9 protein-coding genes are annotated in these 17,542 nt (G+C 62.3%); 1 reads left to right on the top strand and 8 read right to left on the bottom strand.

Features of this window, described 5'->3' with window-relative positions:
• Nucleotides 1-10: 10 nt before the first annotated feature.
• Nucleotides 11-472 (bottom strand): hypothetical protein, encoded by a 462-nt coding sequence (locus M5C98_RS17675; protein ID WP_272548768.1) that lies wholly within the window; start codon nt 470-472, stop codon nt 11-13.
• Here M5C98_RS17675 and M5C98_RS17670 point away from each other — a divergent pair.
• Nucleotides 450-5,681: a hypothetical protein gene (locus M5C98_RS17670; protein WP_272548767.1), complete on the top strand. Its 5,232-nt coding sequence runs from the start codon at nt 450-452 to the stop codon at nt 5,679-5,681. The genes M5C98_RS17675 and M5C98_RS17670 overlap by 23 nt on opposite strands.
• Nucleotides 5,682-5,935: 254 nt before the next feature.
• On the opposite strand, the gene M5C98_RS17665 is transcribed toward M5C98_RS17670, so the two are convergent.
• From M5C98_RS17665 to M5C98_RS17645, 7 genes are all read right to left on the bottom strand, one after another.
• Nucleotides 5,936-6,328 carry a CARDB domain-containing protein gene (locus M5C98_RS17665; RefSeq protein ID WP_272548766.1) on the bottom strand — a complete coding sequence of 131 codons (393 nt, stop codon included), beginning with the start codon at nt 6,326-6,328 and terminating at the stop codon, nt 5,936-5,938.
• Nucleotides 6,329-6,609: 281 nt separating this feature from the next.
• Complete coding sequence (locus M5C98_RS17660; protein WP_272548765.1) at nt 6,610-7,443, bottom strand: hypothetical protein; 834 nt, start codon at nt 7,441-7,443, stop codon at nt 6,610-6,612.
• Nucleotides 7,433-10,417 carry an RHS repeat domain-containing protein gene (locus M5C98_RS17655; RefSeq protein WP_272548764.1) on the bottom strand — a complete coding sequence of 995 codons (2,985 nt, stop codon included), beginning with the start codon at nt 10,415-10,417 and terminating at the stop codon, nt 7,433-7,435. Before M5C98_RS17655 ends, M5C98_RS17660 begins: the two co-directional genes overlap by 11 nt.
• Nucleotides 10,418-11,151: 734 nt before the next feature.
• A complete protein-coding gene (locus M5C98_RS24820; RefSeq protein WP_442867196.1) occupies nt 11,152-11,316 on the bottom strand; it encodes an Imm53 family immunity protein in 165 nt (54 codons plus the stop codon).
• Between the two features lie 157 nt (nt 11,317-11,473).
• Nucleotides 11,474-11,728, bottom strand: a complete 255-nt coding sequence (locus M5C98_RS24815) for an Imm32 family immunity protein (protein WP_442867195.1) — start codon at nt 11,726-11,728, stop codon at nt 11,474-11,476.
• Complete coding sequence (locus M5C98_RS17650; protein ID WP_272548763.1) at nt 11,721-16,316, bottom strand: RHS repeat-associated core domain-containing protein; 4,596 nt, start codon at nt 16,314-16,316, stop codon at nt 11,721-11,723. The genes M5C98_RS24815 and M5C98_RS17650 overlap by 8 nt, the downstream gene beginning before the upstream one ends.
• A gap of 23 nt (nt 16,317-16,339) precedes the next feature.
• The gene (locus M5C98_RS17645) at nt 16,340-17,533 is read right to left on the bottom strand and encodes a hypothetical protein (protein ID WP_272548762.1); all 1,194 of its coding nucleotides are present in this window, start codon (nt 17,531-17,533) and stop codon (nt 16,340-16,342) included.
• Nucleotides 17,534-17,542 lie beyond the last annotated feature (9 nt).

The following is a 17,542-nucleotide window of genomic DNA, read 5'->3' as shown; positions in this document are numbered from 1 at the left end:
AAATCCCTCGCTAAGTCCTTGTCCTGCCGCCATTTTCAAATGGCATCGCATTTGGGAATGTCAAAAATGCCGGTATCTGGGTGACCAGAACCGGCATTTTCTTCATGGGTAGCATATAGACGATTAATAAGGCGGGAGTTCCGGGCGCGAAGGCAAAGGTTCGCTTGGCTGTCGTTTCTTTCGTTCGCAAAGCAAGGTTTGGGCAGCAAGGGAGAAAAATTAATATCAATTGGATTGTCTTTGTTAACAACTGAAAGATATATATGGCCATTGGCAAATCGTCATTGTCGAAAGCGTCCGTCACCTCCCCTGCATTGCAACAGACGACGTCAAAAAAGGGTGGTGGGGCTTCGTCCACGAATAAGTCTTCCAAGTTCAGTGGAAGTGGCGTGCTCGACGGCCTGCGCACCGCATTCACTAGGTCGGGTAAATCGGGTAAATCGGCTTCCGTGCCTTCCTCCACCGACAGCATGGTGGTCGGCCAGCCCCAGCGCTTCAGCGACGGCAGCGTGCGCCCCGACTCGCTGGTGGGCAAGCGGCACTCCGGTGCGGTCATCAAGCATGGCCCGGACCACCCCAAGGCTGGCGAGCCGATCACGGTCGGCAACCACTTCGATGTGCCGAGCTTCGTTATGTCGAGCGGGCTGGAAGCGCACAGCGACAGCCACATGCACCCCACCAACTATGTCCAGCGCGGGCTGAACCCCGAGCAGTTGCTGAAGATGATGGACGACATCGGCGTGCGCAACACCACGCTGATGCCCATCCCCACGTCGCTGCTGCAAGCCAAGCTGCCCGGTGCCGACGGCGCGACCACCGCCCTCAATCCCCACGAAATCTCCGAACATTTGGGCGGCAGCGAGCATGCCCACCATTGCGGCCCGCTCGAGTTCTACTACGTGCCCAAGAAGATCGAAGACCGTGTGCTGGCTGGTCGCACGAGCGAAGAACTGGCCAGCCGCCCCAAGCTGGACATCGACGACTTTCGCAAGGACCCGGGCCTGATCAAGGAAATCGTCGATGCGTCCATCCTGTATGTGGACACTGCCGTCAACACCGATCTGGCCACGGTCATCAAGAATTCCAGCATGAGCGAGGCGCAGCGTAGCCGTCTGGATCCCATGATCACCGGCCTGCACCTGGGCGACCCGCGCGTGAGCGACCGCCTGCTGTACGAGCTGTACAAGACCAAGGGCACCTTCACCGGCATCGGCGAAATCACGGTCCACAAGGAACTGGTGGAAGACATGTTCGCGGGTGGCCTGCTGCAGGCCAGCACCCAGACCGGCCGCATGAAGCCGCTCACGCGCTTGCTGGAAGTGGCGGGGGTGGTCGGCACGCCCGTGGTGCTGCATTGCGACATCGACAACCTGCACGATCAGGTCGAGGAGTTCAACGGCAAAGGCAAGTCCACCGAAGCCCGGGCGCCCGCCAACCTGGAAGGGCTGCGCAAGATGTTCAGCGACCCGCGTGTCAAGGACACCCAGATCGTCTGGGCGCACGGCGGTGGCCTGGGCCGCTTCGTGCAGCAGGGCGAAGGCCATCTCGATGCATTGAAGAAGCTGCTGGCGGACTGCCCCAACCTCAACCTCGATATTTCGTGGAGCGAAGTGGCCAAGCAGATCGGCAAGGACGACCAGTCGCTCACCGCCTGGCGCGGCTTCATCCAGGACCACAGTCACCGCATCTGCTTTGGCTCCGACACGCTGGCGCCCAAGGAAACCGGCACCTGGGAAGCCACCAAGAAGATGTACGACGAAGGCCTGTTCCAGGGCATGAGCGCCAAAGCCAAGCATGACGTGCTCAACGGCACCTACGACCGCGTGTTCGTGGCGTCGCGCAAGCAGGTGCGCGACTTCGAACAGAACGTCCTGACCAAGGACTTCATGGACAACCACGTCACCAACAACGGTGGCGATCCCGTCACGGCCCAGACGCTGAAGGACCTGAAGGCCGCAGCAGCAGACAAGAATGTGCCGAAAGCGGATGAGGAATCTACAGTCCTCGGTCAGTCCAAACCCCGCAAATCGTTCAAGGCCAAGCTCGCAAGCAACATCAAGAAAGCGGTAGGCATCAAATCCTCGAAATCAGAGGCACCGAAAACGCCACCACCTTCCGGTAATGCGGGTGGCAAAGCTTCTGGGGTGGATGAAGCTAGTGCGGGGTGGCCCCTCCGCAAGCCTTCCATTCAAACGGCTTATGCATCGACCTCCGGTGGGGCGACCAACCCCTTGGAGAGTGTCTCGAAGCCCGAGGATGGGACGGAGACATTGGACATGGCCGAGAGCGATGAAATCGTCGAGATCGGCGCCAAGCAGCAGGTGCGGGGATTCGGCGACGACAGCGGTGGTGACGGCGACGGCGACAGCAACAGCGTCAGCAGTCGACACAGTTCGGCCTCGTCGGTTGCCGATGGGCCCATCGCGAGCGAGGCCCCTGCGCAGGACCTGCGGCGCCAGGACGGCCTGTCCAAGCTGAAAAAGGTCACCGAGGGCCTCAAGGAAGGTGCGTTCAAGCACGGTTTCGGCGTATCTAGCACCACGATATCGCCACCCTGGAATCCGTTCCAGAGCAAGGTGTCATCTGCAGCGCCGAAGTTCGGCAGCTTCGTCGGCCAGGAAGGCGCTTCGGCCGTCAAGGTGCCCAAAACGCTGCAGCAGGCCGCGCCCCGCGTCGGCCGCACCTTGCCCAAGGAAGGCGCAGTCACCGAGGCCCTCAGAAAAGACGCCACCATCTTCGGCTCCATCACGAAGCATTTCGACGGTCCGGCCAACCGCAAGAAGGCGTTGGAAGCCAGCGTCCTGCAACTGAAGGCCGCCACGGGCATGTCGGCGGGTGAGACCGTCGTCCTGGTCAAGGCGCTCGCCACCCACAGCAAGGACACGGCGCAAGCCGAGCGCCTCCTGCAGGCGCTGCCACAAGTGCGCCTGGTGGCCGACCTGCTGGCACCGCCCGCGGACGGCGTCAGCGCCGATGTGCAAATGGCCTGGAAATTCGCGGCCGAGATCGAAAGCATGCCGGGGGGCAAGGGGCTGGACCTTCTAAGCAAGGTCACTGCAAAGCCCGAGGGCGCGGCGGATGGCGCGCCCGCTCTGACTGCGGCGCAGCGCGGCCCGATGCGCGCCTACCTGCGTGCCGCCGCAGAAGTGGCGCGCGCTGCGGGCAACACCGCTCCTGCGCTTGATCCGGTCAGCATGTTCGCCCATGGCCGTCTGGGCAGGGCCGTAGAGGCCACGCCCAATGGCTGGCCCGGCCGCGCGGGTGCGCCCATCGCCAACGGATCCTCGCTCTCGCTCGCCGAGAAAGCGCTGCTGGCCGTGCGCGATGAGCTTGACCCCGCCATCCAGGAGGTCCATGGCTGCCGTTTCGCGGTGCAGATGGCCCGTGGCGGCATGGTGACCGACAAGCCCCGCAATCCGGACGGCAGCAAGAGCGAGTTCCACAAAACCGAGTCGCGCGCTGCAAAGGGCGTGGGCATGCACCTGAACCGCGCCATCGCATCGCCCAAGGGCTTTCAACGCATTGCGGACACGCTGCGCTACGGGTCGCTGCACCACGGCAAGAGCCCCTTCTACGGCTACGACGCCATCGTTTCCTCGCGGGGCAAGAACATGGGCTTCGAGCTGTCGCACATCGGCGGCATCCACGAAGGCCGGGCCATGAAGGACATGGTCGATGTGCTGGAGTCCACGATCAAGGCGCGCGGAGGCGTGGAGAACGGCGCGTTGCCCAGTGCGCAGAACACGGTGGACGCGCAGGCGCTGCTGGACGACAGCGGCGTGGGCGGCTCTCTGCTGCGCAACATGGTGCGCGCCGAAATCCTTCAGCGCGCCAAGGCGGAGGCGCTGCTGCTGCCCCGCCTGGCGCGCGGCGACAACCTCCCGGAACCCGCCATGGCCCAGGTGCGCCAGGCGGTGATGGCGGCCATCCAGCTGCCGGAGGCTGCGACCGGCGACGCCGGCTTGGCCGACCCGATCGGGAAACTGGTGGACGCCGCGCTCGCCGAACAGAACCTGCCCCTCACCCCCGCCCGGCTGCTGGCGTGGTCCGGCGATGCGGGCGGACCGTCCGACGCGCAGTCGGCGCTGGAGATGCAGACCTACCGCCCCGAGGCCGGCCAGCCCGACTGGAAGGGCTTTTCGACCGCGTTCGCCCGCGTGTCGCAAGACCCTCAGGTCAGCGTGCCGTCCAATACCGCGATGAAGGGCAAGACCCGGGTCGAAGCGGCAGAAATCCTCGCCTCGATGATTCGCGGCGAAGAACTGGGGTCGGGTTTCTCGCTGGCCAACGCGGGCAACACCCAGGGCACCAGCCGGAACGTGACCGAGGTCATCTCGGGCGTCCTGTCCGCAGGCACCCTGTCCGTCCGTGCCGACCTGGGCGGCGGGCGCACCCGCATCGTCTCCTTCGAATCCGGGGTCTCCACCGACCGCAGCTCGCTGCGCATGAGCGTGTCCACCGTCAAGCGGGTGCAGGAAGGGGCGGGCGCCTCGGTGGGCTTCAACATCGGCATGACGGAGGCCGCATCGTTTTCCGCCTTTGTCGGTGGCGATGTGGGCCACAGCTACGAACTGCTGGATCAGGAAGGCGCCGTGTTCGGATTTCCCCGTCACAAGTCCGGCGGCGTGGGCGGCGACCGGGACCTGGCACAGCAAAAGGCCCGCCTGATCAAGCTGCTGATCGGCGTGCCCGATGAAGCCGGCGCCTACAAGACCCCGGGCAACAAGGAAGACCAGTCTTCGCTCGTCAAGCGCGCCTACCAGGAGTTTGGCGACAGCATCTCCATCGGTGCGTTCGAAGTGCGGCAAAAGGACCACCGCCTCACCGGCAGCACGTCCGGAGGCGTCGGGACGACGCTGGGCGACTTGCGCGTGGGGTTGCCCCAGGCAAGCGTCGGCGGGGAGATGCGGCTGGGTACCCTCGAATACCGCGACACCTCGGGCACGCTCAAGGTCATTCGCGAGTCCGAATCCAAGGCGTTCAAGGCCAACGTGACGGGCGCCCTGGCATCGCTTAGTGGCCTGATCGAAGGCGTCACCGCGCCGGAAGCCGTCCCGGGGCAGCCTCCCGAGGAGGCCGTCACCAGCATGACATCGCTGGGGGCGGCCACCTTCGGCTCCGCCTCCGCCGATCTTTTCCGGGATGGCGAGACGCGCACCACCACGCGCATCCTGTACGACGATCAGGAACTGCCCACCAGCTTTGCCACGCAGACCTTGGTCACCAGCAAGGACTTCGTGAACAACCTGGCAGCAGACGTGGAGAACTTCGCGGAAGACAAAGCCAAGAAGTTCTTCCCCGCACGGCACGGGGCGGACCGCGACCACGCCGTGCAGACCGAAAAGAAGATCCTCGGCGAATTCGCCGGCCGGCTGCGCGAGCACCGCGACCTGACCGGCACATCGCAGCTGTACTGGGAGTGGGGCCCCAACCATGTGGAGACCAGCAACCTGCTGGAGGCGGACCGCGCGCTCTCCGAAAAGCTGGGCGACAAGGAAGCCGCCAAGCACGCCGAGCGCGAGATCAACACCATCCACAAGGACCCCGGCTACCGCGAGGCGCGCTTCTTGATCAACGCCAACGAACAGTCGGCCAGCGACATCCGGGGCGTGAACGGGATGATGGGCATCCGCCACGACGTGAGAACCAGCGCCAGCGTCCGGTCGTTGAACTTCACCTGATGTCGGCATGCGCGGGAGCGGTGGCAAGGCATCGGCCGTGCCACCGCTCCGGGCCGAGCCCAATCGCCGGGCGGATGGATTGAGGCGCAGACGCGGGCGTCTCTTGCCAAAGCACACGTGCGCAACGCGCGTGGCATTGGCGCCCATGTCATGCGTGGGTGCGTGCCGGCAGGTAGCCCGTTCCCGATCAAAGGCAAGCGCTTCGCCGCCATGGACTGATCGGCAGGGCGCATGCACCCCTTCGCACCAGGGCGTCAGGGCTTGCCGCCGAACTGCCCCTTGTTGCGGTTGTTGGCCTCGTTGGTCTCCTGGACCGTGTTGGAACGGTCCGCAATCGCCTCGTATTCGGCTTGCGACAGCAGGAACCCGGTTTGAACCGAAAGCGCCACCTGCTGGCCGGGTTGAAGCGCCGGGATCTTCGGGCTGAACACCTTCAGGCTGCCGCCAGGCGGCACGACGCGCAGCGCCAGGTAGCAGGCCGCCGAGGGCCCTGCGCCCTGGTTCTTGACCTGCACCGTGATGACACCGCCATCGAGGTTGGGCGAATCAACGCTGGGCACCACCAGATCAGGCAAGGCCTGTGCCGAAGTGGCGCAGGCCAGCGTGAGCGATGCGCAGAGAAATGCGTACTTCGAAGAGAGCTTCATGGTTCGGACTCCTGATGTGGTGTGTGCTGCACTGGGGAGCTGGGCACGGCTGGTGCGGCGGCAGCTGCGCGGCGGAAATACGGTGACTTCTTTATGCGACCTTGGCTGTCTCTTGTCCCGCCGGCCGGCCGTTGCTGCTCGGCCTATCCGTGGCGGCATACCGGGGCCGCCCTGGCCGATGAACGGTCTGCGTTTCGTTCAGGAGCTGTCCCACGGGGCCATAGATGGAGGCCAATTGCGTCGTACCGCTGTTCGTGTGGACGAGGACAGCTCCTGAAATCTCAGTTAATTTCCAATTTTTCTTTAAGGGTGTCGATCTCTTTCTTCAAAGTATTGAAGTCCGGATTCCCACTTTTAACTGTTTTTGTATGAAGCCATTTCTTCTCTATAAATTTACTTGCTGCCCAGCCCAATTCATTTAGATCAGAGTATTTCAATTCTTTCAAATAATTTTTTTTAATTGAAGGGTTGTCTGTTAAATTGTTTTCGTGAAAAAACTTAATTATATTTATAATGGTTTTTTCTGATATTTCATGGATCGATGGGGATGGCAAAAAATATAAATTTTCGTGGGATATTTTGAATTTTAAAAAATCTTCATGGTGTTTTTTTTTGAATGTGGATGTGAGGCAGTTAAGTATTTTTTGGGTATGCTCGTTGTAACTGCCTTTGGTTATTTTGGCCTTGATGAGAATTGATTCTGTGGAAGCTTGTTTGCATCCACCGATAAAGATATCTTCGTCCGGAAGTTTTATTAGATACCCATAATAGCCGTAAAAGAATTCCGGACCATTTAGTATTCTGTAATTTTGATATTTTTGCTCCAGTAGTTGAAGAAGTTTTTCTTCACGAGTGGCGCTTGGAATAGATGTTGTGTTGAGTGCATATTCAAAAATTACTGCGTTTTGTGCTGTATCTTGTATTGATTCTTCTTCTTTTTCTTTTTGCAAGTCAACAATATATGTTCCTAAAATGGCCCTTTGAGATGGGTCGGATAATTTTTGTCCTTCGACTTTAAACTGAAAATTCTCAATAAAGATGTGCCCGCCATTTTCTGAGATAACAGTATTGAAGCTTGTCGAAAATGGCGGAGTGATGATATGCTCAGCAGTCAAGTTTTACTCCTTTTCCTTCTTTGTGCATTTGGCGTAGTCGCTTTTCAACATCGTTTGGAATGCCTTGGAGACCCCTTCCTTGAGATTCATCTCCCGCCCAATGAACTGTGCCATCATTTCCATTTCTAAATTGATGAATTATGCCCTTTTCATCAATTGCAAACCAGTGCTTTCCATCTTTATCCGGGACGGCTTTTTTATATAATTTTTCGGCACAAGGTGAAATTGTCGCCGTTTTATTTGCACCACCCCCGCGGTATTCGGGGCTTCCAGGTTGATGGTGTCCTGGATTGGCGTAATCAGGTTTCGGGCCGTGATATCGGCCTTGTTTGCTTTTTAATCCTAAAGGATCTATTAAGTTTAATGAATTGGATTCATATCTGTATAGCAAATTGCCACCAAGTATCCCAATCGGATCCTGGCTGACAAACCTCCCTATACCCGGATCGTAATACCTGAACCTGTTGTAATGAAGCCCGGTTTCCTCATCGAACTGTTGGCCTTGAAAGCGGAAGGGTTGCTCAATGGGCCGCGGAGCGGATTGCTGGCCGCTGGCACTGTCGCCTTCATGCCGTCCTGGCCCGTGTCCAATTCGGCGCTGGACAGGTCGGTCATCTGTGCCGGTTCGCGCCACGGTCCGCAGCGTGGCCTCTCCCCACACTTTGTAATCCGCCGCCCAAGCGATGTGCCCTGCGGTATCCGTCAACTCCAGCGGCGCCCCGATCTGGTCGCACTGGTACCAGTAGGTGTGCCGGTTTTCTTCTGTACCTTGGATGCTGGCCAACGGCACGAAGCTGTCGGGTTCGTACACGAACAGCGCCTCTTTGCCCCCGCGCTGGTTGTGCACCATCAGGTCACCATCCCATAGGAAGTGCGTGGTGCCGAAGCTGTCGGATTTTGTCACCCGCCGCCCCAGCGCGTCATAGGCATAGCGCGTGGTCTGCGTCACGCCATGGCGTTCGGTGATGGCTTCGACCAATTGATGGTTTGCATTCCATCGCAGCGTCGTGACGCTGGCGTTGCCGCCTTTCTGATTGCCCCGCGTGCGCTTGGTCACATTGCCATGCACGTCGTACTCGAAGTGCAGGTCTTGGTAAAAGCGCAGGCGGTTGTCGCCCACCACGCCCAGACCGCCACTTCCATCGGCGGTAGTCTGCCGCCCAACCCGCCCGCCGTGGTCATCCAGCAGGTTGCCTGCCGGATCGAACGCGAACAACTCCCGCGGCTGGTGGCTGCCAGCCCCGGGCAGGGCGGCCAGGATGCGGCCTGTGGGGTCGTAGCGGAAGTCCTGGCGCCCGCGCAGGGTGTCGCCCCGGGCCACCAGTTGCCCTGAGAGGTCATAGGCGTAGGCCCGCTCCAGCACCGGCTGCGCAGCATTGCCGCTGGCACGATGGCCGGCGCGGTGGTGGATCAGCCGGCCGGCCGGGTCATATTCGTATTGGCTGGAGGCCGTGCCTTGGCTGCGCTCGATCTCGCGGTGAAGCGCATCGCGCTCCATGTCAGCGATGACCTCGTGCGCGCCTTCCTGTCCGGGCTGGGCGATGTTGATCTGGTGCAGGTGGCCGGAGCCATAGAACAGCCAGTTCAGCGTGCGCCCATCGGGCAGCAGGGTCTGCGTGCGGTTGCCCAGCGCGTCGTATTGGTGGCGCAAGCTGCGCTGCATATCCTGCCGGCCGGCCGTTGCGGCGCGGCCTGTGCGTGGCGGCAGGCCAGGGCCACCCTGGCCGATGAGCGTTTGCGTTTCGTTAAGCAACTGCCCCAAAGGGTCGTAGGCGAATGCAAGGTGGGCAGCGCCATTGTTCGCCTGCGTCAGCCGCCCCAGCGCGTCATAGCGGTAGGTGGTCTCCTCGGGCGGACCTTCATGTCCCTGGGCACGCTTGGCCAGCAGCCGCCCCAGCGCATCGCGCTCGAAGTGCGTGACCTTGCCCGGCCCGGCATCGCTGCCGCCTGCCTCGATCAGGTGGGTCAGTTCGCTCGCCGCGTTGTACACGTAGCGCTGCCAGCGGCCGTCGAATCCGATCTCGTCGGTGAGCTGGTCGCGCAGGTTGTAGCGGAAGGTGGTCTGTGCGCGGTTCTCGTTATCCAGGGCGATCAGGCGGCCCGCGCGGTCGTAGTGGTAGGCCAAACTTCTGCCGGCAGCGTCGATACGGGTCAGGGGCCGGCCTACGCCATCGTAGGTGTAGCGTGTCGTGGCACCCATCGGATCGGTATAGGCGAGCAGGTGGCCTTCGCCGTTCCAGGTGTACTGGTGCAAGGCGGTGGCGCTGTCCGTGCCGGGTTCGGCCACATGCACCAGCCGGCCCGCGCTGTCGTACCGGTAGTGGGTACTTTGCCCCAGCGCATCGGTGCGCTGCACCAGTTGCCCCATCGCGTCGTAGCCGAACCTTGTGGTGCGGCCAGAGCAGTCCGTGTAGGCAATCAGATTGCCCTCTTGATCCCAGCGCAGCACCTTCTTGCCGCCCTTGGCATCGATGACTTCCACTGGCCTGCCTTGGCCGTCGTACCGGTACGCCGTGGCCTGGCCGAGCGGATCGGTCATCCGCACCAGATTGCCCCGGGTGTCGTACTCACGTTGCCACGCATGGCCCATGGCATCGCGCAGCGTGGTCACCAAGTCCATCGCGTTGTACTGCAGCGATGTGGACTGCCCCAGGGCATTGGTGATCTGCGTGAGATTGCCCCGCGCGTCGTGGCGCAGCGTGGTGCGCCGGCCCAGCGGGTCGGTGCTGCCCCGGGGCGTTCCGGTGGCATCGAATGGGGTCTCCTCGCGCACTTCCTCCGGCGTGCCCTCGGCGGTGACGGTGGCCACGATGTTGAAGCGTGCATCCCAGTGGTAGGCCACACCATTGACGGCCATCTCGCCGGCCTCGTGCACCACGGATTTGACGTAGGTGACGTGCTGGTTCACGTGGTCTTTCACATTGGTGAACCAGCCCACGATCACGCTGGCGGGGTCGTGCTGGCCCTGGTCCATGGCGCCGTAGCGGTTGGACATGTCGGTGCCGTGCTCTTTGATGGTGCCCAGCGGGATGCGGATGGCGGCGCTGTTGTTGCTGTGCCAGGCCACGCCCTGCTTGCCGCTGGTCTTGAGCTTGACGGGCGTGGCCTGATCGAACGTCCAGCCGTTGGCCACCTGCGTGATCGCGCCATCGCCGCCGCTGAATATGTGCGTGCCCATGGACTGGAAAGTGGAGGGGGGAGGAGGGAAAAGGTGGGGAAAGAGAGGGGGAAAAGAGCCGCAAAGGCGGTTGAGGGTGTTTTAAGGCCGTTGCCCTAGTGGAATATGCCTTGGATGCTATCGATCTAGGAGCGAAAGCAGATTGACGGAATCACGCACACCGAAGAAAAGGGTGAAAAGTGCCTGATGCCCTAGTCCTGATTGACTTGGTTGCTATTGAATAAATAGCAGATTGCTTCTGAGCCGACAAGCTCGTAGAAGTCAGCGGATGGCTTTGCCAGTTCGCGCTGGTGCAGTTCGTTGGATTTGCAGGGCTGGGTTTTTAAAGCAGGGTGCGATAGCACGTGGCAGATTTGAAGTTACAACCTCCAGGTTGTTGAAATCAAGATCGAGGTGGTTCTACTTTAATTATTCATTATTTAACCACTTCGCTGCTTGTTCCAATAATTCATTTAAATTAATGGGTCCGCCATAGGCGGAAAAATTATATTCTGTGGCCTTGATATGTACCCAGTTCTCATCTGAAAATTCTACTTCGTAGGTGAAGGGTAATTTTTTTTATCCTCTTTTATCTGAATGCACCATCCAGGATTGTCAATATTTTTAATTTCAATTCCAAACTCATGCTCCCATTGGCCATCGCATTTGATTTGGTACCATTTTGTAATGATTTCAATTGCATTTGATGACTTCATCTGCAAAGTCCTTTTTCTTTGGCAAGGCGTCTTGCTGTTCTAACATCTTGTTTGGTTGCAGCCGTGGTGACTTCTGTCTTTTTAGATGTGGTTATTTGACCATTTGGCCCTAAATTAATATCTCTAGTTTGAACATGCGGCGTTGGCGTGCTTTCGTTTAAAGATTATTAATAATTTTCTCATTTACAAGTATTATGTCGCAATGTTTTTTTGATGAGAAATTTTTTATACTATCTTGTAGATGAACATGATCTGTATCATTTAAATCCATTTCATGCGCCGCATTTATAAAAAATATTCCAATAGCACGAAATGCTTCTGCCGTGCCATGCAACGTGATTTCGTCGATTCTGAGGCTATTTTGGCAGTCTTTCTCGGTGGCAGTTGCTTTGAATGAGGGTAGCTTAGTCATTAATATTAAAACCTTTATCTTTAAGGTATTTCTTTTCGGCTCTTGTTAAATCTGATGTATCGCCTCTTGATCCATGGCTTTGTGATCCATCTTTATTAATAACTATTTCTTTTTTTCTTGATGGACATTGGCAGTGAGCATGCGTCTGTTGATTGGTGTTTTCTACGTGCGGGGGATCAATCCGAACTCTGCCTTGGCCAACTTTTTCCCATCGACCAGATTTCGCAAGTCCCCAAGGATCGAGCCAAATTAATGCATTAGGCGCATATTGAAATAGGTTTGATCCACCTCCTAAGCCAATGGGATCTTGGCTAACAAAACGCCCCACAGCCGGATCGTAGTACCGGAAGCGGTTGTAATGAAGCCCCGTCTCTTCATCGAACTGCTGACCCTGAAACCGAAACGGCTGCTCGATGGGCGGCGGGGCGGATGAACGGCCGCTGGCACTGTCGCCCTCATGCAGTCCTGGCCCGTATCCAATGCGGCGCCGGGCAGGACCGTCATCGGTGCCCGTCCTCGCCACCGCCCGCAGCGTGGCTTCCCCCCAGACCTTGTAATCCGCCGCCCAGGCGATGCGCCCCTGGGCATCCGTCAACTCCAGCGGCGCCCCGATCTGGTCGCACTGGTACCAGTAGGTGCGCCGGCTTTCTTCGGTGCCTTGGATGCTGGCCAGCGGCACAAAGCTGTCGGGCTCGTACACGAACAGCGCCTCCTTGCCCCCGCGCTGGCTGTGCACCATCAGGTCGCCATCCCACAGGAAGTGCGTGGTGCCGAAGGAGTCCGCTTTCGACACCCGCCGCCCCAGCGCGTCGTAGGCATAGCGGGTGGTCTGCGTCACGCCATGGCGTTCTGTGATGGCTTCGACCAATTGATGGTTTGCATTCCATCGCAGCGTCGTGACGCTGGCGTTGCCGCCTTTCTGATTGCCCCGCGTGCGCTTGGTCACATTGCCGTGCACGTCGTACTCGAAGTGCATGTCTTGATAGAAGCGCAGGCGGTTGTCGCCCACCACGCCCAGGCCGGCCCTGGCGCCACTGCTGCTTTGCCGCCCGACCTGCGCCTCGTCGCCATCGAGCAGGTTGCCTGCCGGGTCGAACGCGAACAGCTCTCGCGGCTGATGGCTGCCTGCCCCGGGTAACGCGGCCAGGATGCGGCCCGTGGGGTCGTAGCGGAAGTCCTGGCGCCCGCGCAACGTGTCGCCCCGGGCCACCAGTTGCCCTGAGAGGTCATAGGCGTAGGCCCGCTCCAGCACCGGCTGCGCCGCGAGATTGCCGCTGGCTCGGTGACCGGCGCGATGGTGGACAAGCCGCCCAGCCGGGTCGTACTCGTATTGACTCGATGCCACCCCTTGGCTGCGCTCGATCTCGCGGTGAAGGGCATCGCGCTCCATATCGGCGATGACCTCGTGCGCGCCTTCCTGTCCGGGCTGGGCGATGTTGATCTGGTGCAGGTGGCCGGAGCCATAGAACAGCCAGTTCAGCGTGCGCCCATCGGGCAGCAGGGTCTGCGTGCGGTTGCCCAGCGCGTCGTATTGGTGGCGCAAGCTGCGCTGCATATCCTGCCGGCCGGCCGTTGCGGCGCGGCCTGTGCGTGGCGGCAGGCCAGGGCCACCCTGGCCGATGAGCGTTTGCGTTTCGTTAAGCAACTGCCCCAAAGGGTCATAGGCGAATGCAAGGTGGGCAGCGCCATTGTTCGCCTGCGTGAGTCGGCCCAGCGCGTCGTAGCGATAGATCGTTTCATCGACCGCCTCGCCATTCGACCCCGCCGATCGCTTGGCCAGCAGCCGGCCCAGCGCATCGCGCTCGAAGTGCGTCACCTTGCCCGGCCCGGCCTCGCTGCCGCCGGCTTCGATCAGGTGAGTCAACTCGCTGGCGGCGTTGTACACGTAGCGCTGCCAGCGGCCATCGAAGCCGATCTCGTCGGTGAGCTGGTCGCGCAGGTTGTAGCGGAAGGTGGTCTGTGCGCGGTTCTCGTTGTCCAGGGCGATCAGGCGGCCCGCGCGGTCGTAGTGGTAGGCCAAACTTCTGCCGGCTGCGTCGATGCGGGTCAGGGGGCGGCCCACGCCGTCGTAGGTGTAGCGGGTCGTGGCGCCCATCGGATCGGTATAGGCCAGCAGGTGGCCTTCGCCGTTCCAGGTGTACTGGTGCAAGGCGGTGGCGCTGTCCGTGCCGGGCTCGGCCACATGGACGAGCCGGCCCGCGCTGTCGTAGGTGTAGCGCGTTGCCTGCCCCAGCGCATCGGTACGCTGCACCAGCTGCCCCATCGCGTCGTAGGCAAAGCGTGTCGTGCGGCCCGAGCAGTCGGTGTAGGCCACCAGATTGCCCGCCTGATCCCAGCGCAATTGCTTGGTGCCGCCCTTGGCATCGATGACTTCCACTGGCCGGCCCAGGCCGTCGTACCGGTACGCCGTCTCCTGCCCCAGCGGATCGGTCATCTGCACCAGATTGCCGTGCCGGTCGTAAGTGCGCCGCCACTCGAAGCCCATGGCATCGCGCAGCGTGGTCACCAGGTCCATCGCGTTGTACTGCAGCGATGTGGACTGCCCCAGGGCATTGGTGATCTGCGTGAGATTGCCGCGCGCGTCGTGGCGCAGCGTGGTGCGCCGGCCCAGCGGGTCGGTGCTGCCCCGGGGCGTTCCGGTGGCATCGAACGGCGTTTCCTCGCGCACTTCCTCGGGCGTGCCCTCTGCGGTGACGGTGGCCACGATGTTGAAGCGCGCATCCCAGTGGTAGGCCGTCACGCGGCCCAGGCCGTCGGTGTGGCGGGTGATGCGTTCGTGCGGCAGGTAGGCGAAGCGGTCGTCGTCCTGGCCGGGCACGGGCGCATCGGCGCACCAGGAGCGCAGCACGCGCCCTTGCGGGCCTTCCGCGTCGTACTGGGCGAAGTAGCGGTGGCCGCTGGCCTTGCGGTAGCCCACCAGCACGCCCGAGCGCCAGGCGTACTGGCGGTAGGGCAGGTCGCCGTGGTGCGTGGCGACGAGCTGGCCCTGCGCGTCATAGGCATAGCGGGCCAGCACCTGGGGCGCGGACTGGCCGGGCGCCAGCAGCTCGACGGCGGCCAGGCGTGCGCCCCCCAGCGGGTCGGTGGGCAGTGCATCGGCCGTGGGCGGTGTCCAGGACAGGCGCAATTGACGTCCCGCCGAATCGGACAGGCCGATCAGGCGCGGCAGCGAGAAGGGGGAGGAGAACGCTCCCGCACTGGCGGCGCCATGCTCCGTGCCATCGGCCATGGCCTGCTCGCGCGCTTGCCGGGCGCTCCAGGTCAGCCCCTCGCCCGTGGCGGCATCCGCATCACCCGCCGCCCAGTGCAGCGCAACCGCATTGCCGTTCGCATCCTGCAGCCGGGCCAGGGGCAGGCGCCACTGCTCGGGCACCTGCTGGCGGTAGTGGTGCTCCACGCCCCCCTTGTGCGCGATGACCCAAAGGCCATCTTGCGGATGGCGCACGGTGAACTTCTCGTAAGGATCGAACCACTCGCCGCCCACGGCGACGTGGGGCAGCGGCACATGGCGGCCCGCCTCGTCCAGCAGCACCATGCCGTCGGCGGACAGGCGCAGCTCCTGCGCCACCGGATGGCTCCAGCCGCGCCCCCAGGGGCCATCCTCGGCGAGCCCGGAGCGGTAGCGGCGGCGCCAGACCAGGGGAATGGGGCCGGCCAGGGTGAAGTCGGTCTCGTCCATGAGCTTCTGGCCGCTGGAGAGGATGACCGGCCCGCCCGTGGCGCAAAACTCGCACGGTCCCTTGCCATTGGGGTTATTGCGGTTGCTGTGCTCCGTGGTGGGGTGCGTGTCGTTCTTGCCCTCGGTCTGCGTCTTGCGCTTGAAGCGCTTGCCCGCGATCGCGGCCAGCAAGGCCGCGCCGCTGCCCAGCAGCCACTTGGCCAGGCGCACGCGGGCCGCCTCCAGCTGCTCGGGGGTCATCTCCGAACCCCAGGTCTCGGTGATGGAGCGGATCTCCTCGGCCGCCTGCACGGCCGCCTGGCCGGTGCCCACCACGCGGTCGGCCATCACGGCGCCGCCGGCGATCTGGCCGATGATCGGCACGCCCTGCACGGCCGTGGCCGCAATCGACACGCCCAGGCCCACGTAGGTGGACGGGTCCTTGAGCATCTCCAGGATCGCATCGACCTCTTCCTGCGCCGCCTGGCCGAAGTGGCGGGCCTCCATGCCTTTCAACACCTTGCCGGCGTTGTCGATCATCTTCTGGGTCTCTGGCGAGAGCCGGACCAGGATGGCGTTGGTGAGGGTGGTCACGCCATTGACGACCATCTCGCCGGCCTCGTGCACCACGGATTTGACGTAGGTGACGTGCTGGTTCACGTGGTCACGCACGTTGGTGAACCAGCCCACGATCACGCTGGAGGGATCGTGCTGGCCCTGGTCCATGGCGCCGTAGCGGTTGGACATGTCGGTGCCGTGCTCCTTGATGGTGCCCAGCGGGATGCGGATGGCGGCGCTGTTGTTGCTGTGCCAGGCCACGCCCTGCTGGCCGCTGGTCTTGAGCTTGACGGGCGTGGCCGGATCGAATGTCCAGCCGTTGGCCACCTGCGTGATCGCGCCATCTCCTCCGCTGAATATGTGCGTGCCCATGCGTTAACTCCCTGTGCAATCGTTCAAATCTTGTTTTGGAGAAAGCGGGCCGAGTAGGTCGGTGCCGCTGCGCCCGTGCCGGGGCTTTGCGCCCCGGGGCGCCCTTGCGTGGGTGCCGTGGTGCCGATGGTTCGCTCCAGCGCGATGGCGGCAGCGGCGGTGCCTTCGTCCAGTGCCCACGACAGGATGGAGTTGGGCGCGCGTGCGTCGTGGCGCACCCGCTGCGCCGCGAGTGCCCAGTGCACCGGGCCCGTGGCGGCACCGACCTGGCCGATCACGGCGGCGGGCTCCCAGTCGATGGGGTCCCATCCCTGCGCCACTCGGCCCCGTGCGGGAATCTGCGCCATGGCGCGCCAGGTGGACCCATCGAAGTCCGAGACGGTGTAGCCCACGTTGTCTGCCTGCCAGCGGGCATGGCTCAGGGCAGAGCGCATGGCCTGCTGCAGCGCCTCGGGCTCCGGGGCTTGTTGGGGGCGGCGATGCGCGGTGGCATTCGTTGCCAGCGCGGGCGGGTGCAGCACCAGCCCGCGGCCGGTGGCGTCCCGTGTGTCCGGGGCGGGTTGCAGCCAGAGCGCGGCGGCGGCTTCGCTGGCGATGCCTCCATCGGCATTGCGTTCTGTCAGCAGTGCGCCCCGGCCATAGCCGTCTTGCAGGGTGGCGGTGTCCAGCAGGCTGTCCACGGCCATCAGCAGTGCCGCGCCGCGCGCCGGATCGCAAGGGCCGAGGGCCTGCAGTGCGGCAAAGCCTGCCGTGTGCCCGCCGCGAACGAAGCGGCTCGGCACGGCACCGAGCGTTGCGCTGGCCGCAGGGCCGGCCCAACGCCCGAGTTCGGCCAGGGCCTGCTGCCAAAGATCGGTGCCTTCGCTGTCGCTCAGCCGCTCGGGCAGGGCCAGCGCGATGCGGTTGGGCGCGATCCGTGCGGGGTCGTTCTCCTGCCCGGTCATCGACGACACCATGTCGGCCAGCGCCGCGCCGAGCAGCCGGGCGATGCCCGCTTGGCCCACCGTGATCTCCGGGCACGGAGCGGTCGTGATCGCCTGGGTGCCGACGCCGGGGTGGATTTTTTTTTGGAACCGTTTTTGCAAACCCACCCAGGACGCTGCGGACTGCCAGGCGCTGGTGCCGACCGAGGTGATGGCGCCGGCGTGCGCGATGTGCCAAAGACCTGGTGCGGCTGGAGTGGCTGAAGTGGCGAAGGCCATGGAAGGGGTGGGCATGTCGAAGCG

It is taken from the genome of Acidovorax sp. NCPPB 3576, from assembly GCF_028473605.1.
GTDB lineage: Bacteria > Pseudomonadota > Gammaproteobacteria > Burkholderiales > Burkholderiaceae_C > Paracidovorax.
This window is presented reverse-complemented; position numbering and strand designations above follow the sequence as displayed.